This is a genomic window from Methylophaga frappieri, from assembly GCF_000260965.1.
Taxonomy (GTDB): domain Bacteria; phylum Pseudomonadota; class Gammaproteobacteria; order Nitrosococcales; family Methylophagaceae; genus Methylophaga; species Methylophaga frappieri.
This window is the reverse complement of the sequence record NC_017856.1, coordinates 591,041-615,054: the sequence shown is the minus strand read 5'-3', so window position 1 is coordinate 615,054 and position 24,014 is coordinate 591,041. Positions and strand designations below refer to the sequence as shown.

The 24,014-nt window shown below is 44.9% G+C and carries 20 protein-coding genes; 12 read left to right on the top strand and 8 right to left on the bottom strand.

Annotation, left to right across the window (positions count from 1 at the left end):
• Positions 1 to 127: 127 nt before the first annotated feature.
• The 3 genes from Q7C_RS02740 to Q7C_RS02730 form a co-directional block, all read right to left on the bottom strand.
• Complete coding sequence (locus tag Q7C_RS02740) at positions 128 to 1,309, bottom strand: multidrug effflux MFS transporter (protein ID WP_014703162.1); 1,182 nt, start codon at positions 1,307 to 1,309, stop codon at positions 128 to 130.
• A gap of 1 nt (position 1,310) precedes the next feature.
• Positions 1,311 to 1,823, bottom strand: coding sequence for a MarR family winged helix-turn-helix transcriptional regulator (locus Q7C_RS02735; RefSeq protein WP_014703161.1), 513 nt, complete (start codon positions 1,821 to 1,823; stop codon positions 1,311 to 1,313).
• Positions 1,824 to 1,961: 138 nt separating this feature from the next.
• Complete coding sequence (locus Q7C_RS02730) at positions 1,962 to 3,224, bottom strand: mechanosensitive ion channel family protein (RefSeq protein ID WP_014703160.1); 1,263 nt, start codon at positions 3,222 to 3,224, stop codon at positions 1,962 to 1,964.
• A 247-nt stretch (positions 3,225 to 3,471) separates the two neighbouring features.
• On the opposite strand from Q7C_RS02730, the gene Q7C_RS02725 reads away from it, so the two are divergent.
• The 4 genes from Q7C_RS02725 to Q7C_RS02710 all read left to right on the top strand — a co-directional run bounded on the left by Q7C_RS02725 (position 3,472) and on the right by Q7C_RS02710 (position 8,985).
• Positions 3,472 to 4,962: a SulP family inorganic anion transporter gene (locus tag Q7C_RS02725; RefSeq protein WP_014703159.1), complete on the top strand. Its 1,491-nt coding sequence runs from the start codon at positions 3,472 to 3,474 to the stop codon at positions 4,960 to 4,962.
• Between the two features lie 8 nt (positions 4,963 to 4,970).
• Positions 4,971 to 5,831, top strand: a complete 861-nt coding sequence (locus Q7C_RS02720; RefSeq protein ID WP_014703158.1) for a universal stress protein — start codon at positions 4,971 to 4,973, stop codon at positions 5,829 to 5,831.
• 149 nt (positions 5,832 to 5,980) lie between these two features.
• Positions 5,981 to 8,035 (top strand): sensor domain-containing diguanylate cyclase, encoded by a 2,055-nt coding sequence (locus Q7C_RS02715; RefSeq protein WP_014703157.1) that lies wholly within the window; start codon positions 5,981 to 5,983, stop codon positions 8,033 to 8,035.
• Positions 8,036 to 8,790: 755 nt separating this feature from the next.
• The gene (locus tag Q7C_RS02710; RefSeq protein ID WP_000127614.1) at positions 8,791 to 8,985 is read left to right on the top strand and encodes a helix-turn-helix transcriptional regulator; all 195 of its coding nucleotides are present in this window, start codon (positions 8,791 to 8,793) and stop codon (positions 8,983 to 8,985) included.
• 16 nt (positions 8,986 to 9,001) lie between these two features.
• Here the strand turns inward: Q7C_RS02710 and Q7C_RS02705 are convergent, their stop codons facing one another.
• Genes Q7C_RS02705 through Q7C_RS02695 form a run of 3 tightly spaced genes read right to left on the bottom strand, consistent with a single transcriptional unit; the run spans position 9,002 to position 11,491 of the window.
• Positions 9,002 to 10,243, bottom strand: a complete 1,242-nt coding sequence (locus Q7C_RS02705; protein WP_008305558.1) for a tyrosine-type recombinase/integrase — start codon at positions 10,241 to 10,243, stop codon at positions 9,002 to 9,004.
• 1 nt (position 10,244) lies between these two features.
• Positions 10,245 to 10,514: a hypothetical protein gene (locus Q7C_RS02700; protein ID WP_039847056.1), complete on the bottom strand. Its 270-nt coding sequence runs from the start codon at positions 10,512 to 10,514 to the stop codon at positions 10,245 to 10,247.
• Positions 10,515 to 10,516: 2 nt separating this feature from the next.
• Complete coding sequence (locus tag Q7C_RS02695) at positions 10,517 to 11,491, bottom strand: ParM/StbA family protein (RefSeq protein WP_014703154.1); 975 nt, start codon at positions 11,489 to 11,491, stop codon at positions 10,517 to 10,519.
• 464 nt (positions 11,492 to 11,955) lie between these two features.
• On the opposite strand from Q7C_RS02695, the gene mobI reads away from it, so the two are divergent.
• Positions 11,956 to 12,399: a conjugative transfer protein MobI(A/C) gene (gene mobI, locus Q7C_RS02690; RefSeq protein ID WP_014703152.1), complete on the top strand. Its 444-nt coding sequence runs from the start codon at positions 11,956 to 11,958 to the stop codon at positions 12,397 to 12,399.
• A 10-nt stretch (positions 12,400 to 12,409) separates the two neighbouring features.
• Here the strand turns inward: mobI and umuC are convergent, their stop codons facing one another.
• Both umuC and umuD read right to left on the bottom strand, forming a co-directional pair.
• Positions 12,410 to 13,717 carry a translesion error-prone DNA polymerase V subunit UmuC gene (umuC, locus tag Q7C_RS02685; RefSeq protein ID WP_014703151.1) on the bottom strand — a complete coding sequence of 436 codons (1,308 nt, stop codon included), beginning with the start codon at positions 13,715 to 13,717 and terminating at the stop codon, positions 12,410 to 12,412.
• Complete coding sequence (gene umuD / locus Q7C_RS02680; RefSeq protein WP_014703150.1) at positions 13,686 to 14,135, bottom strand: translesion error-prone DNA polymerase V autoproteolytic subunit; 450 nt, start codon at positions 14,133 to 14,135, stop codon at positions 13,686 to 13,688. The genes umuC and umuD overlap by 32 nt, the downstream gene beginning before the upstream one ends.
• Before the next feature lie 640 nt (positions 14,136 to 14,775).
• Between umuD and Q7C_RS02675 the strand changes: the two genes are divergently transcribed.
• From Q7C_RS02675 to Q7C_RS02645, 7 genes are all read left to right on the top strand, one after another.
• Positions 14,776 to 15,681, top strand: a complete 906-nt coding sequence (locus tag Q7C_RS02675; RefSeq protein WP_014703149.1) for a 3'-5' exonuclease — start codon at positions 14,776 to 14,778, stop codon at positions 15,679 to 15,681.
• A gap of 87 nt (positions 15,682 to 15,768) precedes the next feature.
• Complete coding sequence (locus tag Q7C_RS02670) at positions 15,769 to 16,068, top strand: hypothetical protein (protein ID WP_014703148.1); 300 nt, start codon at positions 15,769 to 15,771, stop codon at positions 16,066 to 16,068.
• Positions 16,069 to 16,389: 321 nt separating this feature from the next.
• Entirely contained in the window at positions 16,390 to 17,322 is a 933-nt protein-coding gene (locus Q7C_RS02665; protein ID WP_014703147.1) for a WYL domain-containing protein, read from the top strand.
• Positions 17,323 to 17,330: 8 nt separating this feature from the next.
• Positions 17,331 to 18,959, top strand: coding sequence for an HsdM family class I SAM-dependent methyltransferase (locus Q7C_RS02660; RefSeq protein ID WP_014703146.1), 1,629 nt, complete (start codon positions 17,331 to 17,333; stop codon positions 18,957 to 18,959).
• Between the two features lie 188 nt (positions 18,960 to 19,147).
• Complete coding sequence (locus Q7C_RS13755; protein WP_014703145.1) at positions 19,148 to 19,408, top strand: hypothetical protein; 261 nt, start codon at positions 19,148 to 19,150, stop codon at positions 19,406 to 19,408.
• Positions 19,405 to 20,700 carry a restriction endonuclease subunit S gene (locus Q7C_RS02650; protein WP_014703144.1) on the top strand — a complete coding sequence of 432 codons (1,296 nt, stop codon included), beginning with the start codon at positions 19,405 to 19,407 and terminating at the stop codon, positions 20,698 to 20,700. The genes Q7C_RS13755 and Q7C_RS02650 overlap by 4 nt, the downstream gene beginning before the upstream one ends.
• The gene (locus Q7C_RS02645) at positions 20,697 to 23,927 is read left to right on the top strand and encodes a DEAD/DEAH box helicase family protein (RefSeq protein WP_014703143.1); all 3,231 of its coding nucleotides are present in this window, start codon (positions 20,697 to 20,699) and stop codon (positions 23,925 to 23,927) included. Before Q7C_RS02650 ends, Q7C_RS02645 begins: the two co-directional genes overlap by 4 nt.
• The last annotated feature ends 87 nt before the right edge of the window (positions 23,928 to 24,014 follow it).

Sequence of the window (24,014 nt, the reverse complement as noted above, 5' to 3'; positions counted from 1 at the left end):
TGCGGAGAGCAACAGCAGTAAAAGGCCCGAATAGAGGTGATTTCGGCAAGCCGGTAAGATCAAGTGCGCTCCTTGATGAGGCAATCTAAATTGACGCTAGCATAACGTTAACCGGGGTTAAATGACGTTAATCCGGTGAAAAGTTATGTAAAGACTTCCCCGTCGACTGAATCAATGTTTTTAAAAACCAGCCACTTAACGCACATAATGTCATCACAAAAATCATCGGCAGCGCACTGCCATCACTCAAGGTGGTGACCAACCAGCCGCTGGCAGCGCCAGTCAAAAATCCACAAGCCCCGAGTAAAGCTGTCGCGGTTGCCGCACTCTCAGGGAAAAACTCAACGGTACTGGCGATCGCATTTGCGACAATCAGTCCCTGAAATCCAATAAACAGCATGATACCGAGCACAACGACAAATAACAGTTGCGTATCAGCCCACCAAACGTAAGCGAGTAATAAACTGCCAATAGATAGTTGTAAGAGCTGACCACGATTGAGGAGTTGTGGTGGTGAAAAATAGTTTAAAAGTTGCATATTTAATCGGTTTGCTGCAATCATGATGATGACGTTGGCACCAAACAAAAAAGGATAAAGTGTTTCGGAAACCCCAAAAAAATTCATATAAACACCCGGCGAGGCAGTGATAAAGGTAAACAAACTGCCGTAGGCAAAGCATTGGGCAACCAGAAAGCCCATTGCCTGACGATGTCTTAGCACTGATAAATAACGTTGTAAGGCATTGCCTACCGTTAATTGCTGTCTTGTCTCCGGCAAAAAACGAAATAACAGCAGGCCAAGTACGACACCGTAAATCAGTAAAAAAAGAAAAATCGCCCGCCAACCAGCAAGGTGAAGTAATACCATACCAATCATCGGGGCTAGCAGCGGCGCAATCATCATAATAATTGCCATTTGTGATAAGTAACGAGCACTTTCACGACCGCTACTGATATCTCGAATCACGGCTGCTGAATTCACAATAGCCATGCCACCACCTAAAGCTTGAAGGACCCGCCACAGCCAAATACTTGTCATACTGTCGCTCAGAATAATGCCCAGACTGCCCAGTGAAAAAAAGCTGATGCCGGTAAAGATAATGCGTCGACGCCCAAGGCGATCAGACAAGGGACCACCCAGCAATTGACCTAAGGCAAAGCCCGCCAAAAACACACTGAGTGAAATTTCGACATCGTGAATAGGCCGATCAAGCTGGCTGGCCATAGTCGGCATTGCCGGCAAGTAAGCATCAATGGCAAGGGGAGCCATTGCAGTCAGTGCCGCTAATAAAATAATGATAGATTGCATATTAATCGGCATCTGTTTTCTCAGGATCCGTTTGTGTTATTGACAGAGATGTTGATTTTAATAACTTGACCAAGCCTGTTTTTTCTTGTTTTTCAAGGCTATTAAGTAATGATGACAGCAAAGCAAAATGAGCTGGATAGATGGTATCGATGCACTGCTTTCCTTTCTCTGTCAGAGCAACTTTGATGCTACGACGGTCTTGCTGACAGTGCTGACGTTGAATAAGCCGTTTTTTTTCCAGCCGGTCTAGGCGACTGGTCATTGCCCCCGAACTCAGTAGCATGGTTTGATAAAGCGCAGATGGTGTTAGTGAGGGGTGGGGTGAGCGTCGAAGTGCTGCCAGGACATCGAATTCTCCCTGTTTTAAACCATGCTGAAGATGAAGTGCAGCGACTGCCTGCTCCAATGACTTAGCCAGACGCAAAATTCGGGCAGCAATCTGTATGGCATCAAAGTCGGTCTTTAAGCCAAGTGCATGCCACTGTGAAACAATGGTGTCGATATCATCATGCATAGCAAAGTGCCTTAACAAAAGGCAATAGACTACGCTTTTGCCTCAATATAAACAATCTTTATGTAAAGATATATGGCTGGGTTAAAGAGGTTTTTATTGCGCGTGTTCTCGTCTGATGCCGAAACAGGAAGAGGGTAATCAGCCTTTGTTTGGGCTTGCATCGGATTGTAGCGGCAACCGTAGTTCACGCATATCCATGCCGCTCGGATGTTGAAATACACGGAGACCAAACTCGGGCAAGATGGCCAGAAGGTGATCAAAGATATCCGAGGCAATGCTCTCAAATTGTACCCATTCTGTCGTGTTGGTAAAGCAATAGACTTCAATTGGTAAGCCATCTGCGGTGGGGGCCAGTTGCCTGCACATTAAGGTTAAATCCTGACGCAGTTTTGGATGGTGTTGCAGATACTGGCTGACATAGGCGCGAAAGCTACCGACGTTGGTTAATCGGCGAGTATTTACGGCCTCTTTGCCGATATCTTCTAATTTTTGATTCCAATCATCAATTTCCGTTTGCTTATCTTTAAGGTAGTTGCCAAGCAAATTGAAACGATTCAACTTTTGGCGTTCTTCACGACTTAAAAAATGAACAGATTGTTGATCAATCAAGAGGCTGCGTTTAATCCGGCGACCGCCAGACTCTTTCATACCACGCCAGTTTTTAAATGGATCACTCAGAAAACGTTTTGTGGGAATAACCGTAATAGTTTTATCCCAGTTCTGAACTTTGACGGTATGTAAGGCGATATCGACAACATCCCCATCTGCTTCCAGCTGCGACATCTCAATCCAGTCACCGACCCGAATCAAGTCGTTTGAACTGATTTGTACGCTGGCAACGAGTGATAACAGGGTGTCTTGAAAGATCAACATGAGCACGGCAGCCATTGCACCAAGACCAGAAAGCAGAATCAGTGGCGAACGATCAATCAGCGAGGCCACCATGAGAATGGTCGCGATGGCAAAGACAACAATTTTAACGACTTGAATATATCCCTTAACCGGTTTGAGATGCGCATCCGGTCTTTTGTTATAGGCGGTATTAACGACGGTTAACAGATTGCTGATGGCCAGTGCGATGGTGAGCACAATAAAGGCACTGGTGACATTCTGCACCACCGTAACCAGCATGGTCGGCACTTCACTGATGAGGCCAATACCAACCGATAAGATGACTGCCGGAACAATGTTGGCCAGCCGGGCGATAAACGGTGAGTCAGCGATACTGCTATGTCGATTGAGCGCCGTAGTACGAAGCAGTTTATAGATACCACGAACCAAAATGCGTTTGACGACCCAATTTGCCAACCAAGCGAATAAAATGAGTGCAGTCAGCGCCAGCCACATCGTCAATTTGGGATATTGCTCTAGCTGAGCAAATAAGTTCAATAACGCATCCATAAAACATCAGTCATTTTGATAATGGCGGTGATTGTATCAGTTGCTGAAAAAAACCGGGGTAATGTGCAATGCGTTTGAGCGCAATAGCATTGCAAGCTATAATGGTTTGGCTATTGAAACAGCCCGTTAGCAACGCATTCGATGTTTAATGCGACGCCTGCAGCGCACGTAATTTTCCAGTTTTTTTTTCAATGATTACGGCCGATCACCGCTACTGTTTCATCATCATTACTATCAGGAAATATCTATGTTACAAACGCTTCAGCGTGAATGGCTGAGTAATGTCCGGCGTGATCTGATTGCCGGTATTGTTGTGGCTTTGGCTCTGGTACCGGAGGCTATCGCCTTTTCGATTATTGCTGGCGTCGATCCCAAAGTCGGCTTGTACGCGTCATTCTGCATCGCGGTCATCATTGCTTTTGTCGGTGGCCGACCTGGGATGATTTCTGCTGCAACCGGCGCAATGGCCTTGCTTATGGTGACATTAGTCAAAGAACATGGTCTGGAATATTTGCTCGCAGCCACCCTGTTAACCGGGATATTGCAAATCATCGCGGGTTACTTGAGATTGGGGGACTTGATGCGTTTTGTGTCAAGGTCCGTTGTCACCGGTTTTGTTAACGCGTTGGCGATATTAATCTTTATGGCACAACTCCCTGAGCTGACTAATGTGACCTGGCATGTGTATGCAATGACGGCTGCGGGTCTAGCAATCATTTATCTGTTTCCGTATGTGCCCCGAATTGGCAAATTGTTACCTTCACCGTTGATTACCATTATCACTTTGACGCTGGTGGCCATTGCCTTGGATCTGGATATTCGGACCGTAGGAGACATGGGCGAGTTACCCGATACTTTGCCGGTTTTCCTGTGGCCGGAGGTGCCATTCACTATCGAAACGCTGACAATCATCTTTCCGTATGCGATTGCGTTGGCCATAGTGGGGCTATTAGAGTCAATGATGACGGCAACTATTGTGGATGATTTAACCGATACCCAAAGTGATAAAAACCGGGAATGTAAAGGCCAAGGCATCGCTAATATTGGTGCGGGTTTTCTGGGTGGCATGGCGGGTTGTGCGATGATTGGCCAGTCCGTTATCAATATCAAATCGGGAGGTCGCGGGCGATTATCCACATTGTCGGCCGGGGTGTTTCTGATTTTGTTGATTTTGGTTTTCGATGCATGGCTGGTGCAGATACCCATGGCAGCGCTGGTTGCCGTGATGATAATGGTATCTATAGGTACGTTTTCCTGGGCATCGCTCAGGGATATGAAAAAAAATCCGTTGTCGACCAATATTGTTATGGTAGCTACCGTTGTTGTGGTCGTCATGACGCATAATTTGGCAATGGGCGTGTTTGTTGGCGTGTTATTGGCAGCGCTGTTTTTTGCCAATAAGGTTGGCCAGTTTATGGTGGTCAAGAGCACACTCCATAACGACGATACTCAACGCCATTATCAAGTATTGGGCCAGGTGTTTTTTGCCTCTGCGGATAAGTTTGCGGCTGCGTTTGATTTTAAAGAGGCGTTGGATAAAGTCGTTATTGATTTGAGTCAGGCGCATTTTTGGGATATCACCTCAGTGACGGCACTTGACAAAGTCGTGCTTAAATTTCGCCGGGAAGGCACGCAAGTGACGTTACTTGGTATGAACAAAGCGACAGCCACCATTGTTGATCGGTTTGGTGTGCATAATAAACCGGAAGACGTTGAAAAAATGCTGGGCGGCCATTAGGAGAAAGCATGACAAAAATTATCGCTTGTATTGATGGCTCGCTTGCCGCTGCCGCCGTATGTGATGCTGCAAGTTGGGCTAGTTTGCGGCTTGAAGCACCATTGGATCTACTGCATGTATTGGATAAGTCTGAGTATTTAGCCTCAGCTGATGTTCAAAACCTGTCCGGGAATATCGGCTTAGGTAGTCGCGAACACCTGCTGGAAGAGCTGGTTGAAATTGAGGAAAAACGCAGCCGATTAGCACTCGAACATGGTAAAGCCATGTTGCAAGATGCGCGGCAACATGCGCGTGAGCAAGGCGTAGTTGATGTCACCACCCATCAACGGCATGGCAGCCTGATTGAGACTTTGCTGGATTTGCAAGCGGAGACACGATTACTGATCATCGGACGTCAAGGCGAAACACACGGCCAACAGCCGTATCAATTAGGTAGTCATCTTGAAAATGTCATTCGCAGTGTTCACCGACCATTATTGATTACACTTCCTGACTTTGCTGCGCCAAGCAGCTTTATGATCGCTTACGATGGCAGTGTGACAGCTAGCAAATCATTGGAAAAAGTGGCAGAAAGTAATTTGTTACGTGACTTGCCATGTCATTTAGCGATGGTTGCAGAAAATGACAGTCAGCATCAGTCACAATTAAATGCGGCGGCAGCAAGGCTTCGTGAAGCGAAGTTTGATGTGACAACGGCCTTACTCCAAGGCGAAGTTCAGTCAGCATTGTACCAATACCAACAGCAAAAGAATATTGACTTGATGGTGATGGGCGCTTATGGACATAGCCGTATTCGACAGTTTTTGCTGGGTAGTAATACGGCTAAAATGGTCAGAATGAGCGCTATTCCACTATTGATACTACGCTAATTAAAATCTTGGTTGAGCATCACAAATCGATTGCGCGCGATAGATTGGCGTGCAAAGATATGTGAAAAAGCAAGCATGGCACGTATTATGTTTAGTCGCGCAGATTTGATTGAATAGGAGCACAACGGGATTGTTGTGGATACGCTGATATGACAGGACATGACTTGTCTTCTGAAGTGGCAAGACAATCTATAGACGCGACAGCGACTGATGCTGTGAGGATTCAGAGACATGGTTGTTTATTACGCTGTGATGCGACGCTAAGCCTTGTTCTGCAAGTTAGTGAGAACATTTCCCAAATACTTGGCATTGATGTCAGTACCGCCTTGGCCAGTATGCCGCGCGATGTGTTGGGCGGAAAATTACACGAGCGATTGCTGACAAGTTTGAAAACGCAGCCTCGTCTGCATGCGCCGATGGTGATTGATCGTCAGATTGCCGGCCAGTATCAGCGTTTTTATGTCATGGCCTATCGCAGTGACTCGGATATTGTTGTCGAGTATGAAGGGATTCCTCGTGCTGGAGAGCATAGCCTGTTACCGGAAATCAACGAGTGGTTGGGGCGGCTGGCCGTCACAAAAGATATCTCCACTTTACTGCAAACCCTCACTCAGGGCGTGCAGACGATAACGGGGTTTGATCGAGTTATGTTGTGTGAGTTTGATGAACAGGCGCACCGTATCGTGGTGGCGGAAAGTTGTCGTTATCCGGATAAACGCGTTCTTGGATACCATTTTCCAGAGTCAGCGATTCCATTAACAGTTCGCCAACGCTATCAAAAAAATTCTCTTACCAGCGTGCCAAATGTCAATGCTAAGCCGGTCTCGCTAATTCCAACCAGTGCCAATGATATGGTCAGTCTTGATTTGACCCCCGGTTTTTTGCAGGCATTGTCTGAAGTAGAGAGCAATCAGCTACAAAACACGGGCATTTGGGCCAAGCTATCCGTCGCAATTCACTCTCATACTGGTTTGTGGGGAGTACTGGTCTGTCATCATTTTGACCATTTGGAATTAAGTCCGGCTGAGCGGGATGCCGCATATAGCCTGGTGCAAATGGCAGCGCAGCGCCTGTTCCTGTTACAGACGCTGGATGATGCCCGGTTTATGCAGGCAGTCATGGACAGTCGTGAGTTGTTGTCGGCCGAACGTGGATTCATCAGTGATCCAGAGATGCTTATTGAAGCCCATGGTGACAGCTGGCTTGAATTATTTTCGTTATCCGGTATGGCACTAATGTATGAGAATAAAATCACTTGCCATGGTCACGCCCTGACCAAAAGCGAGGTGGATATTCTTGTTGACTGGCTGGCAGACACTCAGCCTAGTGCCACTATCTGGCATTGCTATCAGCTAGCTGCGACGGATTTTGCCACCATGGTGGATAGTCGTGATATTGCGGGTGTGTTGGCGATAAAATTACCGACGGCGGCGGGAAAAGTCGGTTGGGTTTTATTGTTTCGGCGCGCAGAGCCCTACCAACATTATTGGCTAGCCAAACAAAGTCAGTTGGCAAATTTGCAGCATGGTCAGTTAAAAAAGATTTCCACTAGCCCGAGCGAGATCTGGCAACAGACAGTGGTGGATTGCGCGCCACATTGGCAACCGCGAGAACAAAAAGCGGCATTGGAGCTTGCTGAAGATTTGACCATTGCGCTCAGCGTGCACGCCATCACGAATCTAAATCAACAGATGCAGCGCGCTAACGCGCAGCTTCAAGAAATTGCGCACACCGACTCGTTAACCGGAGTTTGGAATCGTTACAAAATTGAACAGGCGATTGATGCGGAATTATCAGCAGCAGAGCGTTATGGTCGTGCCTGCTCGGTATTGTTGTTTGATATCGATCATTTCAAGCGGGTCAACGATAACTTTGGTCATGACATTGGCGATAGAGTTTTACAGCGTTTAGCGACGGAAATCGAAGCGCAACTGCGCGCCAGTGATTATCTTGGACGATGGGGCGGCGAAGAGTTTATTGTGTTGGTCTCGAATAATGGCGTGGATGAGGCTGCCATGCTTGCCGAGCGATTACGCAGCCATATCGCCAGTATTATGTTTAATGACGTCGGTCAGGTGACAATTAGTACTGGCGTAACGCAATGGCGAACGGGTGAAAGTCGGCGCAGCATGCTTGAACGGGCAGACAAGGCAATGTATGCCGCCAAGCAGTCTGGACGAAATGCCGTAAAAACGGCGACATAAGCAGTTTGTCAGACGAAGCGCTTTAAGCGAAAATAAGCGGTTTAATTTTTTCTGTGTCGCCAAGACCGCTAAAGATAGAGATCTATGTCAGTCAATTTGCAATCTGAAGTTAACAAACGTCGTACTTTCGCGATCATCTCGCACCCTGATGCCGCCCAGCCTTTCAACGCTTAAAACCACCTTTCATTGCACACCAAAATCACATCTCTACGTACTGAATTTAAAGGCTTTTTGTCTTTTTCTCGTTTCTTTGCTTTTCAATGATGTTCAAGCGTAACCTCGGAAAGTGTGTACAAACTTGAGTACAAATTCCGTTTTAGAGGCCTTTGGCGAAAATTTCATGACACAAATCTGGCTGTAGGCCTTGTGGTTACTGGGTTTGATGAAGAAAGTACCTCTTGCTTTTGGTACTTTGGTTTCGATATTACAAAAGCGGAACAAATGCGATCATCTCTAGTTTTTTGTTTATAAGCTTATGAATTTAAAGGGTTCGTCATTGTGGTTTTTGGTGTGTCATCGTTGCGAGTGTACAAACAGTGTGTACAAATTTTTCTCGTTAGGCGTGTTGATTGCTATTCATGACACAAACCGCCTTGTAGCCCTTGTTATTCATAGGTTTGAGCTGAAAAGTACCTAATAGCAACATTTGTGTTTTGATAAGGCTGATCTTCTGAACAAATCATGCATCTTTCTGACCATCAACAAGTGATGAATCAGGCGATGATAGCTTTACATTGATTTTCAGGAGAATGCAGATGACAGCAGTAGCGCACCAGGTAACCCCTTTTCTAACGTCTTACGAAGTGATGGCTCGTTACCACATTAGCTATACGACGCTCTGGCGAAGAATAAAAGATGGCAGCTTGCCGCAACCTCGTATCAACCGAAATACACGAAACAAGCTGTGGCACATTGAAGACTTGGAGGAGTATGAGAAGAAAGAGGACTGAGCCTCTTTCTTTTATTTTACTGTCCGAAACGCCAGTTGAACGGAAAGCCTGTCGGCTCGATGATGGTCTCTAGCTGTTGATACCAAACGTCGTAAGCATGACGCATTTCATCCAGGTACTGATATTGGTTGTAGATAGCATCCAACCCTTTTTTGCTGTGGCCAATCATCAACTCGGCAACTTCTTGCGTCGTGATGGCAGACATTCGCGTTCGCATCGTTCTGCGAAGATCATGCATAGACCAGTGTTCCATCTCAATACCAAGCGACCTGCGAGCCCAGATTTTCACATTGTTAGGAATAGTGGTATCAAAGCCATTTGTGGCAAGCTCTTCTTGTCCGTTTGCGGGAAACAAGTAAGTTGATTTACTCATCTGCATCGCCAGTTCAATCAGCTCAATAGCAGGCCTAATCAATGGCCGCATGATTGGCGCTCCAATTTTCTCACCTTGTTTGCGGATCTCTATAGGCACTGTCCACATTGCTGATTGCAAATCAAAGTGATGCTTTTCAGCTTGAATGAGTTCGCCCTTGCGACCGCCCAATAGCAGAAGCAGCTTTATGTAGATGCGATTCTTCTCAGTGATTTTTGACTCATGCAAATAGCGCCAAAGTATCCTGATCTCGTTGTCATTTAGCACCCGAGTTCGTTTGCCTTTCTTACCGCCAACCTTCTTTGCTGTGATTCCAGCAGCAGCGTTAATTTCCAAGATCTGTTCATCAATCAGCCAGTCATAGAACTTATGCAGTACAGACACTAGGCGCTCTGTGTTTGACGGAGACGATTCCGAAACCTCACGAAGACAGTTTCTTAAGGACAATTCATTGATGTCAGTTAATGGGTACTTGCCAAGTCGGGGCAGCAAATATATTTCACTGCTGCGTTTTTGGTAGTGCCACGTTTTCTCCTTTAGCCCTTGCTTACCGGCAGAGTCTATCCAGTCTCGAAAAATCGATTCGAAGCTTTGATTGGCAGAATACTTGGCCCGTTCCTGCTGTAGGTAGAGCTTGGGGTTTCTGCCCTGGTCGAGCACCGCTCTTAACCTATCCAGCTCATTCCTGGCTTCAGCAAGTTTCATAAGTGGGTAAGTACCTATGTCTACCCGCTGTTGCTTGCCATCGAACCGATAACGAAACTGAAAAACAATTTTGCCCTTGGGCGATACCCGAGCACTTAGTCCATCTCGATCAGCTTTTACTACGGTTTCTTTTGCTTCTTTATTTAACCTGGCATCGAGCCAGCTAACTGATAAGGCCATGTTATAAGCCCAGCCCTAGTTTTGATTTTAATGATTGTTTACGTGATTCTGCTTTGGGTTCTGGCGCTTTACTCACAGAAGTAATTTCAACTTCTGGAGCATGGTCATCCACCTGTACAGATGTCGTGGATAGATTGGGTTGGCTCATGTGAATTAACCCAAAGGTGGCCAGCATCCGCAGACGCTCAGCGCGTTCCCGTGGTGGCGTCTTTTCCAATTCTTTGAGTAGTTCTGGGTGGCTCCCTGGGGGAATGTTGACGACAACTCTCATGATCAGGCCCCATAAAACCAGAAGCCTCGGACGTTCGCCAAAACAGACTGCTCAGGCACGATGATCTTGCTTCGTGAAAAAATCTCCTTGGCCGCTTCCTTATAAGCCAAGGCTCCACCTCCGGCGATCAATACCAAGTCCGCATTAATGCTTTCGTCGCGCATAGATTGGCGCATGGCTGTGAGAGCAACAGGCGCTACCTTTTTCATGGCAGCATTCAGATAAGGTGAAATATCGACTTTTTCTCCAAATAGCAGGACCTGCAAGTCTCCTGTTCTCATGGCTTTTTCAAGTCGATCCATACCTACTTTGGCACCGTGATCTTCCGAAATCAGCTTATCAATAGTTTCCAGTAGAACGGACATTGCCTGAAGACTGGTTCCTGATGAGCTGTAGCGAATTTCTCCGGCCTCAAGGGCAACCCAGTCAACAGAAAAGAAGCCGGGATCTATGACGACGACGCGACCTTCTTCAATCAAGCCCAGATCACCACCTGTTTGAACCAGATCCATATAGGCACCGGCAGGCTGTGGTAGTACTTTGACGTCATGAACGGTGATGCTGCGCTTAGGCGTCACTTGATGGACACCTTTTAAACGCTTCACAAGGTCAGACTTGCGTTGTGGTTCATGAAACTGGGAAACCGGTAATCCAGTGACAACCAAATCGATGGAGTCAGTTTCAGTCATTAACAAGGCGGCATGAAAAAGCGCCTTATAGGTTTTTGTGGTGGGATATTCCGGGTGAAGCTCTCGTTCCCAGCCTTGAAGGCGTCCAGCAGGCACACCAGCCGCCCAACGCTCATTATCGACAGACACATACAAACAAGTTTCATCATCGCCTCCACCGATACGCTCCGGCATACGATCCGCAGGACCGGCACCCGCAGGCAGAATAATGGTTTTCGGTTCACTGCCTGATTGGCCAATTGCCAGCTTCAGGTTCGAGTAACCGATATCTACGCCTAGTACAAACATACTTATCTCCTGTGCACTCAAAGTGCTCTAACGGTTTTCAATCAACCGCGCTGTTCACGCTTGGGCTATTCCAAGTGCTCTGGCGGTTCACTCAAATGTCATTATCAGGATTCGGTGCACTGGCGGTGGGCAGAAAGGTGACAAATCCTTTCATCTATCTGCCTATTGCATTTTCGCAAAAGTATGAGAATAGGCTCTGTTTGGCGGCGGATAACAGAGCCAAAAAAATCGAGACGCCAAACGTCGTTTGCATTCTGGCCTGAACTCGCCAAACGGTTTGTATCTTCATGACGATACGTCTTTTTAGGCGTTTTTAAGTGAAATCGGGCTGTATCCCTTGTCAGGTATGGGATTGCGCGAGTTGATTTATATCGAGACGCCAAACAGTGATTGTTACGGCAGTTTTACGTTTGGCGTTTCGATCCAAAAGCCAAACGGATAGTGGTTTTGGCTTTTGGGGTTAATTGGATGGGGAAATTGGTTTGGTAGAAACCGTCAATGAACAATGGAAAGCAGAGGTATCAGATTTACTTCAGCAAGAAACAGACAGGCTAAAAGCGCTGGCACGAGCTGAAGTTGATGACTTTTGGGTAACCCATTACAAGGTTCGTGAGAATGAGCCCTTTAAAGACTGGGGGCTGCTTGGTGTCCGTATCAGAGACTTTAAGTATGGCTTTGGCATTGAGTGGTACATCAACAGCTTTCACGGTCAACGAGGCAAGCGCGTAGTCTTTAGTAAAGGACTGCGTATCTCAAAGACGAAGCTGAGATACGCATTTTTGGACTGCCAAGGTTTGGCCAAAGAATGGGAGCTAGCGCTGGCCATGGAGAAAGAAGAATTCTTCAGTGATGTTCGACGCCAGGTTGATAAGCTCAACATGCTGCGTCGCAGAGTGAATGCCTATTAAATCACCGGGTCTACTTCACTCGTGGTAACTGGTCCCAGCGTGTTGTATAAGCGGGAGACAAATGCTCTCGCTTCATCGACCAATCTTTCTTCGTACCTTGTCCAGCAAAGAAAACCTTTCCGGCACCGCTTTGGTTAATGGTGTCCAATACTGACATTAACTGCTGGCTATTAGAGCGGTTCGATACGTCATCGAATAGTCCTGGTTGAAACATGCCAGGATCGTAAAAGTCAGACAGCATGACGCCCGCTTTGGCATAACGAAAACCATCCTTCCATATCCGCTTGAGTAAGTGATTGGCCAGCTCGATAAAATCCCGCGTATCGCAACTGGGGATCAACAACTCACCCGATGCAGAGTTGCTGTACTGCGGCTCGTTGTCCTTAAAGGGGCTGGTACGTATAAACACGGTCAGCACTTTGGCTTGCTGCTGTTCTTTGCGAAGCTTCTCAGTGGCGCGGGTTGCGTATTCGCATACGGCTTCACGTAACAATTCAAAGTGCGTCACTTTTACGCCAAATGAACGGCTACAGACGATTTGTTTCTTAATTGGCGGGATCTCTTCAAGTTCAATGCACGACTCACCATTGAGCTCTCTGACGGTTCTCTCTAAAACCACTGAAAACTGGTCTCTGATAGCTCTAGGAGAGGCATTGGCGAGGTCTAAGGCTGTGGTGATACCCAACGCATTTAAACGCTTAGAAAGCCGTCTACCAACGCCCCAAACATCATCAACCGGGACTAATGCGAGCAATCGACGTTGCCGATCTGGATTGGTCAGGTCTACAACCCCCTGAGTGGCCGGATATTTTTTTGCGGCATGGTTAGCCAGCTTGGCGAGTGTTTTTGTCGGTGCAATGCCTACACAGACGGTGATCCCAATCCAGTGGCCTATGCGCTCTCGCACTTGTTGTCCGAACTCGACAAGAGATATGGCAGACTCAATACCGGTTAAGTCCAAAAACGCTTCGTCAATGGAGTAAACCTCTACTCTTGCTGCCATCTCTTCCAAAGTGCGCATCACTCGACTGCTCAAATCCGCATACAGCGCATAGTTGGATGAAAAAGCCAAAATGCCATGACGCTGCATTTCAGCTTTGATCTGAAAGACGGGTACACCCATTTTAATACCGAGTGACTTGGCTTCACGTGACCGTGCAACCACGCAGCCGTCGTTATTGGACAGCACCACAACCGGCGTATCTTTTAAATCAGGACGAAACAGCTTCTCACAACTGGCGTAAAAGTTGTTGCAGTCCACCAAGGCAAATACTGGCATGGGATAGTCACGACTTGCGGCGCATGTTTCGCACCACATTGGTAACCACACCAAATATCTCTAACTCTGTCCCTTCAGGAATATGAATGGGCTCATACGCCGGGTTTCTTGGGATCAGCATGACGCACGGCCTTAGTTGAAGCTCCTTTACCGTGAGTTCACCATGGATACCAGCGATGACAATGTCACCGTGTTCTGCTTGGACAGAGCGATCAACCACCAAAATATCATCTGGGTGAATCCCGGCATCAATCATTGAATCACCTTCAACACGTACAAAGAACGTTGCAGCCGGTCGCTTGATGCAAAGCTCGTTAAGGTCGAGCGTTTGCTCAACATAATCCTGCGCTGGTGAGGGAAAACCAGCAGAAACACGTTCCATGAACAATGGAATACGAAGGCGCTTGGCTTTGATGAAGGCAAGTGCGCCGCTACGGCCTATCAGCGAGACACTCATGACGAACCTCGAAAAATCATAATTAATACTGTTTGTTTATACAGTATCTAATGCTATGCTGATTTCTACAAGTAAAATTGTAGGTAAAACTGTAGTTGTTCGAGTAAGACGCTGTGTTGTCGGTGATTTCTTTTTTGTGATGAAAAACTAGATGTGGTGGATCGCTCGCCCTCGTCAAAGCCTGCAAGGCTTGGACAATACTGCTTCTGCCTACTGCTCTTGTTTCTGTTACTGATCCTGTTACTGCTACTGGTTAACGCATGGGTCAAGTAACCGTCAGGCAAGGCTTGTTGAACCCTTTGCAAAGGGTTTAAAAACAGTTAGTAAAATTCTGCTTCGTATTGAATTTACTGGCTTAAAGCGAAGTCAGGAGCACCATTAAAATGCTCAGTCGAACTCAGTTCAAGCCTTTTTCAACCGTTTGAAAAGGGGTTGGCTAAGCCAGACGTAAAGGGTATCGGTAAGGGTTACCTAAACGGTTTAGCTAAGGCTTTCTGAAAGGCTCAGCCAAAGCCTTCATACATGGGTTCACCCAGTAGAAAGATTAAAAAAACGCTGAGGTATTCAAGGTGCATTTTGAAAAACCTGTGGCACAGTGAAATAACCCAAAGCGAACAATAGAATTGAAGAGGAACCATCAATGACAAGAGCCCCTGCGCCATTTCCGCTAGAGCGCCTCGCGGAGATCCCAGAAAGACCAGAAGATTTTAGATTGCTGGAGCGTATTCCATTAACGCGTGAGCCGCAGTCCTGGCCACTTGAACTTTCTCCTATGGTAGGCGACGAACAGCCAATGGTGCTGCTCGATACAGAGACAACCGGACTGTCTGCCGAGGACGAGTCCATTATTGAGCTTGGTATGGTTAAGGTGCTTTACAGCCCCTCTGCTCAGCGGATTGTGTCGATTGTTGATGTGATCAGCTTGTATGAAGATCCCGGCAAGCCAATCCCCGAGCTGATTACCGAGTTAACCGGCATCACCGATGAGATGGTGCAAGGCCAGCACATTGATGATTCACTTGTAGCGAGTTGGTTATCCGATGATCCGTTGGTGGTTGCACACAATGCACAGTTTGATCGTCCTTTCTTTGAAAAGCGGTTTGCCGCATTAGGCCATCTATCTTGGGCCTGTTCAGCCAGTGGCATAGATTGGAAGGCGCTGGGTTTTGAAAGTCGGAAACTTGAGTACTTGCTGCTTCGCTTAGGTTGGTTCTATGAAGGACACCGAGCTGCAACCGATTGTTTGGCGATGGCCTGGTTGTTTCATTTGTTGCCCGAGTCCGTTGCAAATTTGTTGTCTGAAGCAGACAGGCGAACTGTGTTAGTTCGTGCGTTTGGTGCGCCGTTTGACGTAAAGGACTATTTAAAAGAGCGTGGTTACCGCTGGCATGACGGTGTTAAAGGTGCCAACAAACATTGGTGGCGCGAAATCAGCGAAGACGAGTTGCCGCAGGAACAAACTTACCTGGATGATTTGTATCATCGTGGCTCAGAACATGCCCACTATGACTACAAAGATGCCCGCAATCGATTTAAAGCTTTGTAGCTCTCTACAAGGTAAGCCTTGCATATTTTAAAACCTCTGGAAAATGGAAAGTGAACTCATGGTTTAACCAACAAGAGGAATCTTTCCATGTACCAAGACACCTACATTGAATACTGGGGCGAAATCTTCGTCTCTGCCCGCATCATTGAATTTGGCATCACGTTCGAGCGCTTTCTTAAAGATCCATGGAAGCACTTGATGTCCTGTGGCCAAGAGTCAGCCCCAGACGCGATTGCTGAAGGGATGCTGCCATTGCTACCAGCCCAGGCAGAAGTTGCTAGGCGCATTCGGGAGAGTGAGCAACGAGCCCTGATGTCTACAGAGTCGGACAAAGGGGTATCGCATCGCGGTAACATCGTGGTGCCATTGGTTCGGGTAGCGCATTGATTGATAGCAACTATCATCGATGGCACCAAACAAGGTCTTCACGCCCATACCTGAGCGGCAATTGCAATCCAGATCAAAAAGTTGCCGCTTAGTCTTCCCTACAAAATAATTTGTGATAGGATGATACCTAATAAAATTAATTAGGTTGAAGCCTATTCAGTGTCTTATGGTCATCTGTCCAGCTTCAACCAGTAGAGATTGATTAGTCATTGCGGATAAAGAGCAGCTTTGTGCCATGCCGTTCAATGTGATTAAGCGATGTCTGACCGTATTTTATAAACAGAGTTTTAAGAATCTGGTTGAATTGGATAAATAAGACGCATGACAAATGATGGTCTGAAACAAACGGTAGTGGCGAAGCCAGATAGGCTTTCGCAGATAGCGCAGTTGCCACAAGCAACCAGGGATCGCATTGCCCACATCGATTTCACCTTATTGTTTAAGGGAGAAGCGGTACGGGCGGATTTAGTCGATCGCTTCAGCATAGCTGCTGCACAAGCAACGAAAGACTTCACAATGTACCGAGAGCTTGCACCAAGCAACATTGAGTATGACCAAAAGCTAAAGTTGCATAAACGTGGTGAAGCATTTGAACCCTTGTTCGACTATGACGTTGTGAGAACGCTGGCGACGATTAGCCAAGGATACGGAGATGGCTTTACTGGAAAGGTAAAACCACCGCTGGCTTGTGAAGCGCCTTATCACTTAAACAAGCCAAGCCTATTTATAGTGGCGAAGGTCACCGAGGCCATTCACAAAGGCAAAGCCTTGAGTATCACCTATGTGTCGTTATCGAGCGGTGAAACAACGCGTGAAATTGTACCGCATACGCTGGTGGACAATGGCCTGCGTTGGCATGTTCGTGGTTTTGACCGCAAGCATGGTGAGTTCCGTGACTTTGTACTGACCAGAATTAAAGCAGCGGTTGTGCTTGAAGACTCTACGTTGTCTGAAACGGAGCTCGAAACTCAGGACAGGCAATGGAATCGCTTTGTAGAGCTGGAGTTGGTGCCGCACCCACGCATAGAGCATAGCGAAGCGATTGAGCTGGATTATGGTATGACGGGTGGCGTTCTAAAGGTTGAGATTAGAGCGGCAACCGCTGGGTATTTGCTTCGGCTTTGGAATGTTGATTGCTCTAAAGAGGCTCTGCTAAAAACACCCGAATTCCATTTATGGCTAAAAAATTATCAAACTTTATACGGTGTCGGTAACCTTGCGATTGCGCCTGGTTTCGATAGCGTCACAGCATAGGGAAGAACATGAATATTTTACAATACGAATCAAAAATTTGGGCAACTGCTGACCTTCTACGTGGTAGTGGTATTAAAGAATCAGAATGGCCTTCGTTCATGATGCCTTTCTTTGCTCTTGTGATGATTGAAAGCCGGCTTATACGGATGTTTGATGAACTAAAGGCAGAAATAGGCGAAGAAGCATTTAAAGAGATTCAACAAGAAGATCTCTATGATCTCATCAAAGATAAAGGCCAAGGCTACAACATCTTCATTTTTGAGAAAAACCAATCTTTATCCGATATTTGTAAAAACGACAAATCTTTTGATATCGACTTCGATGCCTACCTTCATGGCTTTGATGGTGAAACGAAAGACCTGCTTGGCGTAGATGCCGTTGAAGGCGAAAAGTTTCTCGATATACGAGGCGTAATAGCCAAACTCAAAGCAAAAAAGGTATTGCTTGGCTATACCAAACTTTGGGCTGAAATTGACCTCAAGCCTTTTAATAACTCTGAGATCACCACACTAGAAGAGCATATCAAACGTAAATGGGCTGACATCTCAGCAGAAACCGCCGGGGAGCAGTACACCCCTGATGATGTAATTGCACTCATCAGTGATATTGTCGCTTCGAAAATAGAAGAATCCGACAAGCTTCTTAAAATCTATGACTGTACCTGCGGTGGCGGCAACATGCTATTTGGTGTTGAAGATCGTATAAACAAAAAGTTTAAGCGTCTAACTCAAACGTATGGGCAAGATTGGAATGACGCGCTTTATGCGCTAGCAAAGATCGAAAGTCGTTTTCGCCCTGATTCAAAAATCGAACACGGTAATACTTTGGTTGACGATAAATTCGACAACGAAGAGTTTGACGTGGTTATTGCCAACCCACCCTATGGTGTAAGTTGGTCCGGTTACGCTAAAGACATTCAAAACGACAAAACCGAACGTTTCAAATTCTTGCCATCCATCTCTGATGGTCAGTTGCTCTTTATGCAGCACTTAATATCAAAATTGGATGCCAATGGTATAGGCGTTGTTGTTCATAATGGTTCTACATTATTTAGTGGCGATGCTGGTTCGGCTGAAAGTAACATCCGAAAGTGGATGTTGGAGAGCAAACTAGTCGAGGCCGTTATTCAGCTTCCAACAGATGAGTTTTTCAACACCGGTATTCACACCTACCTTTGGGTGCTAAACAAAAATAGAGATCCAAAATCTGAAGACAAAGTATTGCTGATTAATGCCAGTGAAAAGTGGACAGAACTCAAGAAAAGTAAAGGTTCGAAGAAGCGCGAAGTAGCCGAAGAGCAAAGAGCCGAGATAGTACAAGCACTGCTTGAATATCAAGATAATGAATTTACCAAGGTCTTTGAAAAGGAACACTTCTACTTCAACAAACAAGCGATCATGCTAACCAATGTAGATCAAAACGGGTTAAGTTTTGAATCGCAGCTGCCAATGAAAGAAGACAAAAAAACTGGCGAAATGAAGAGAGCTGCCTCTAAACCATTAACGGTTACGTCTTTGACTGACGGTGAGAGAGTGCTTAATGAGTTTTCTATTACAGAATTTAGTAGTGAATTTTACAGTTCTTTGTTTGAGTATTTTGAACAAGATATCAAACCATTTGTTTCAGGTCTTAGCTAAAAAAACAATCACTTAAGGTCACGACCAATTCAAGCACCTACTATTACGATGACGAGCAAGAAACCTTAATCAAAGAAGATCGTAAAACAGGGGCTGCTCAAGCATTAGGGTGCGGGAAAATTATCATTAAGGCTGCGGTCAAGAAAGGCACAAAAAAACTACCGGAACGAATTGAAATTACTGTTGAGTTGACTCCGGATTATCAAAAAGACTACGAAGTTATTCCATTTAACAAAGATTCTGTGCTTAATCAGCAAGCTATTGAAGCCTTTATGGCGAAATACATCAGTAAACCGTTTGAATATCTTGAAAATGTCGTGGGTGTAGAAATTAACTTTAACAAAATTTTCTTCAAGCCTGAAGCGCAACACAGTGTTGAAGATGTTTTAAAAGAAATCGCAGCACTAGAGGAAGAGTTAAAACAACTGGATGAGGCTATCGCACTATGAAGTTGCATTCAGAAACCTATGATTCGTATAAAAACGCCGAAGGCGAATGGTCAGAAACTATACCTAGTGAGTGGCAAGAAAAGCGCGTAAAAGATCTATTTAGGTTAGTAACCGACGCAGCACCAGCAGACAATGATTACGAGTTACTCTCTTTATATGCAGGCATTGGGGTAAAGCCACGCAAAGATTTGGAAGCCAGAGGTAACAAAGCCAGCACGACCGATGGGTATTGGATTGTCAGAAAGAACGATATTGTCGTGAACAAGCTTTTGGCTTGGATGGGTTCAGTGGGCTTGTCTGAATATGATGGTGTTACTAGTCCTGCCTATGACGTACTGAGACAGGTAAGTAAAGACATTGACCCAAGGTACTTTGCTTATCTTTTTAGAACTGAAACAGCCAAAAAAATATTCCGTAAAAATTCACGCGGCATTATGGACATGCGTTTGCGGCTATACTTTGACAAGCTTGGAGCAATTACAGTTCCAAATCCTTCCTATGCTGAGCAAGCAACTATATCAGACTACTTGGACACAAAAAGTAAACAAATAGATTCCAAACAAAAGTTACTGCTAGAGAAGATCAAAAAGTATAAAGAGCTTAGAGAAAGCATAATTTTTAATGCAGTGGTTAATGGCGTAGAAAATGAATGTATTTTTGAAGAAAGTGGTTATATCTGGGCAGCTAAAAAGCCTAAGCATTGGGAAGTAAAACGACTTAAAGAGCTTGGTGATACTATTATGGGGCAATCACCAGAGTCGTCAAGTTACGTAGATGAAGGTAAAGGCGAAGCATTCTTGCAAGGAAATGCAGAATTTGGCGCTGAGCATCCACAAGAAAAGGTTTGGTGCAATGCTGTTAAAAAATATGCCAAAGAAGGCGATATATTGGTATCCGTGAGAGCGCCTGTTGGTGCTGTGAACGTGGCAAATAAAGCCTATGGAATTGGTCGTGGCCTTTGTGCCTTCCGCTCCAAAGGTGATCATCGATATCACCTTTATCTAATGAAATCATTATGTAGGTATTTCAATAGTATAGCAACTGGCTCTACGTATGTTGCTATATCTGTCCAAGATATTCGAGACACTTTAGTTCCTAACCCACCATATCATGAGCAATTGAAAATTTCGGCATATCTAGATTCGGCAACTGAAAGGCTAGATGGAATTATTAATAATCTCAAAACTCAGTTAACTAAATTGTCGGAGTTGAGGGTTGCAATAGTAAATGACGCAGTAAATGGACACGTTAAGATTACAAAAACCAGCAATGATGCAGGAGGAGCTGCATGAACGAACTACACTTACAAGATAAGTTCTTGATTCCTTTCTTCTGTAATGAACTCGGCTACAGAGAAGTCAAGGCCAACACGGTGACCAACTCTTTAGTTATTGAGGAGGACTTAGAAGCTTTCATCAGTGACACTGATCTCAACAAGAAGGCTTACGATACGCTGCTAAAAAAGTATAAGGGTGACAAAAACCTATTACTTAAAGAGCTTATAGAGCTGATTCAAGAGCGTATTGGCAGTAGCCGTAATATGGCTTTGTTTATTAATGCAAATAAGTCGATTACCCTGCAAGGCGTAAAGCTGCACCTGTTCTACCCAAGTGATAGTGTCATTCACGGCAACAAGTTATTTGAGCAGAATATATTTTCGGTTGTACAGGAGCTGCCTTATAAGTTTAAGTTTCAGGGCGAGCAGATATTCTCATTCCGCCCTGATATCGTGCTTTTTGTAAATGGTATCTATCTGGGTTATAGCGAACTGAAAAGTAACTATACCAGCCAAAACGCTAGTAAAAACGGGCGCGGCAAGGTGATAAAAGACTACTTTGAAGCGGTGAAAGCCTATCACCAACATATCGATAGTAATGATATGTTGAGTGAAAATGAAAAGCTTGCGCTGCGCAAAGACTTTTTAAAGATATTCGAAAAGGCTATACATATCACCACAACAGATATTGGTGAAACCTATGTTATTCGCACCATTGCAGACTATTTCGATGAAATACTCACAACTTGTCGAGAAGGCAAGTTTGACCGAGAAGAGATAGAAAAAAAGGCGCATAGCGTATTTAAGCTATATCCTCTACTTAAACCTGATGCTGATAAAAAGTCCAAGCTAAAAGAGTTATTCAATGCTCTTTATAGTAAGTTCATGGTTGAGAAAGAAATCCTATACTACAACTTTATTGAACGCGACGTACACGTCAAAAAAGGCATTAAAGAGGTTAAGAATGAGCCGGGATTCTTAATTTCGCCGAGGCCAAAACAGAAGTTTGGTACAGATAAAATCATGGCTAAGATAGATGAATTTTTAGACCATGAACAAGACCCCGATTATTTCGAAAAGCTTCTTGAGAAGCAGTTGGTTGGCGTTAGTGAAGCTAAAAAAGCTGAGCTCCTTCAAAAGCGTAAAGCCTATTCGAATAACAAAAACGTTTATTCTCTATTAATGCAATATGCAGCAGGCTTTGGTAAGTCAAATATTATCGGTTGGTCGGCACTGCAACTAAAAGACCTTCGCCGCCCAGACGAAAATGGCAATATGCAGTACGTGTACGACAAGGTCATGATAGTCGTTGACCGATTGCAGTTGCGCAGCCAGATAGACTCACTAATGCTTAACATGAATATTGATAAGCGCTTGGTGGTTGAAGCTACGAACAAGAAGACCTTTCAAAATGCTTTAGCCTCTGATAGCCGAATTGTGATTGTTAACTTACAGAAGTTCGGCGCAGTTAAAGAGATGATGGATGCGAGTGTTTTAGCAAAGCTTGCCAAAATGCGTATTGTTTTTCTCATCGATGAGATACATCGCTCTAATAGTGGTGATCAACATGAAGAAATGGTCAGTATCTTCGACGAATTGCAAAGTCCTTTTGATGGCGAAGCTTATGCTGGGAAGGCAACGAAGAAGAACTTAATTGTCGGTTTCACCGCTACACCGGATGATCACACGCTGGCACGTTTTGGTGAATTTAGCGGTTATGCAGAAAGCGAAAAGCTGTGGCGGCCATTTGATAGCTTTACCATGAAAGAAGCGATAGAAGATGGCTTCATCCTCAACCCGCTTAAAAACATTGTACCAGTAGCATCTAAAATGCTATTTGATTTACCTTCAAATCCACTCGAAGGTTTCACAGAGAAGGAGTTTAAAGATGCTCAGAAAAAGCAGGTGTATGAGAACCGAGAACGTATTGACGCAATATCCAAGTATGTTGCCGACCTTCTGGTAAAAGATGTTTACCGCCAAATACGTGGTACTGGTAAAGCCATGCTTGCAGTATATTCCATTAAGTCGGCTATCGCTTATAAGGAAGCCGTCACTAAATACTTTAACGAGTTGGTTAAGCTTCCTAAATATGAGAAATATGCAGAGGCTCCAATTCATATTGTTTATTCGAGCAATCAGGACGAGCAAAGTGCTACGGGCTTGAATGAAGGCCTATCTGAAGAAAAAGTATTGGAGAACTTTGCCTTAAAGAAAAATGGCTTGATCATCGTTGTCGCCAAGCTTCAGACAGGGTTTGACGAGAAAAAACTGCATACGCTGTTTTTGGATAAAGAAATTCGTGGTATTAGCGCCATACAAACGATTTCACGTGTTAACAGAACGGCCAAGTATAAAAACGACTGTAAAATTGTTGATTTCTCTTATAACAATGTAAACGTTCAGAACATCAAAGATGCGTTTGAGCATTTCTCTGATGTTGTTGTCAGCGACTTTGATCCTTTCGGAGATAAAAAGGTTCTCGATATTCTCCTTACTGAGCTCAACAAGTCTGATACGTACGATAAGTTTTTCAATGTGTTTATGGGAATTTATAGGGACCCTGTCAAACGAGATCAGCCTGAATCCTATCTTGATTTTGAAAGCAGTCTTAAAAAATACATTGAAGCGAACCCTCAGCGCACAGCAGATACCAAGGCTAAAGCAGCACAATATTTTACGATATTAAATCGCATTGAATTTGTAATAGCCTTGGATGCCAAGTATAGCGAACCAAGCTTTCTGTTTTTTTGGCGTAAATTCAACACCCTATATAACATGCTTCATCGAAGCGATGACGTCAAAGACCCTATTGAAGTGTATTTTGACAACCAAATAGGCATGGTTGAAGTAATTGCTGAAGAACCTAAAAAGAAGAAAAAGAAACCAACAGAAGTCGCAACCGGAGCACCTCCTGGGCCTGGTGGGCAATATGACATTTTAGCAATTATTGCTGCACGCAACGATCAGGAAGAGAAAATCGGCTCACTCATTCTGGAATTCGAATCAAAAATTTCTGACTTCTTCAGCTATGTAAACAGCTCTACTGAAGGTGAGCGATTGATCGTTAAGATTAAGTCGCATGTTTCAGAAAATGAAATCTATGATGATTTTTCAAAAATTTATCGTAAGTATCGTGCGCTCTATCGTTCCAAAGTCGGTGACTATTTCTTTAAAGAGACTGAAGATTTGGTTGATAAACTTTGTGATGATTTTGAGCTGATGCTCAGAGAGCAAGACTAATTTATTACTTCATTTAGTTGAGCTTGCCATTATCAAATTTGGTAATTGGGCGTCTATAAAAAGGATAGTGCTCTTTTTCTAGCAAAT

Bases quoted from the DNA above. Each gene is read 5' to 3' on its own strand.
- Q7C_RS02700 (WP_039847056.1), bottom strand. From the start codon at position 10,514: ATGAGAGTTGTCGTCAACATTCCCCCAGGGAGCCACCCAGAACTACTC.
- Q7C_RS02740 (WP_014703162.1), bottom strand. From the start codon at position 1,309: ATGCAATCTATCATTATTTTATTAGCGGCACTGACTGCAATGGCTCCC.
- umuC (WP_014703151.1), bottom strand. From the start codon at position 13,717: ATGTGGTGCGAAACATGCGCCGCAAGTCGTGACTATCCCATGCCAGTA.
- Q7C_RS02675 (WP_014703149.1), top strand. From the start codon at position 14,776: ATGACAAGAGCCCCTGCGCCATTTCCGCTAGAGCGCCTCGCGGAGATC.
- Q7C_RS02665 (WP_014703147.1), top strand. From the start codon at position 16,390: ATGACAAATGATGGTCTGAAACAAACGGTAGTGGCGAAGCCAGATAGG.
- Q7C_RS02710 (WP_000127614.1), top strand. From the start codon at position 8,791: ATGACAGCAGTAGCGCACCAGGTAACCCCTTTTCTAACGTCTTACGAA.
- Q7C_RS02645 (WP_014703143.1), top strand. From the start codon at position 20,697: ATGAACGAACTACACTTACAAGATAAGTTCTTGATTCCTTTCTTCTGT.
- Q7C_RS02650 (WP_014703144.1), top strand. From the start codon at position 19,405: ATGAAGTTGCATTCAGAAACCTATGATTCGTATAAAAACGCCGAAGGC.
- Q7C_RS02670 (WP_014703148.1), top strand. From the start codon at position 15,769: ATGTACCAAGACACCTACATTGAATACTGGGGCGAAATCTTCGTCTCT.
- Q7C_RS02735 (WP_014703161.1), bottom strand. From the start codon at position 1,823: ATGCATGATGATATCGACACCATTGTTTCACAGTGGCATGCACTTGGC.
- Q7C_RS02695 (WP_014703154.1), bottom strand. From the start codon at position 11,491: ATGTTTGTACTAGGCGTAGATATCGGTTACTCGAACCTGAAGCTGGCA.
- Q7C_RS02725 (WP_014703159.1), top strand. From the start codon at position 3,472: ATGTTACAAACGCTTCAGCGTGAATGGCTGAGTAATGTCCGGCGTGAT.
- Q7C_RS02730 (WP_014703160.1), bottom strand. From the start codon at position 3,224: ATGGATGCGTTATTGAACTTATTTGCTCAGCTAGAGCAATATCCCAAA.
- Q7C_RS02705 (WP_008305558.1), bottom strand. From the start codon at position 10,243: ATGGCCTTATCAGTTAGCTGGCTCGATGCCAGGTTAAATAAAGAAGCA.
- Q7C_RS02660 (WP_014703146.1), top strand. From the start codon at position 17,331: ATGAATATTTTACAATACGAATCAAAAATTTGGGCAACTGCTGACCTT.
- umuD (WP_014703150.1), bottom strand. From the start codon at position 14,135: ATGAGTGTCTCGCTGATAGGCCGTAGCGGCGCACTTGCCTTCATCAAA.
- Q7C_RS02715 (WP_014703157.1), top strand. From the start codon at position 5,981: ATGACAGGACATGACTTGTCTTCTGAAGTGGCAAGACAATCTATAGAC.
- Q7C_RS02720 (WP_014703158.1), top strand. From the start codon at position 4,971: ATGACAAAAATTATCGCTTGTATTGATGGCTCGCTTGCCGCTGCCGCC.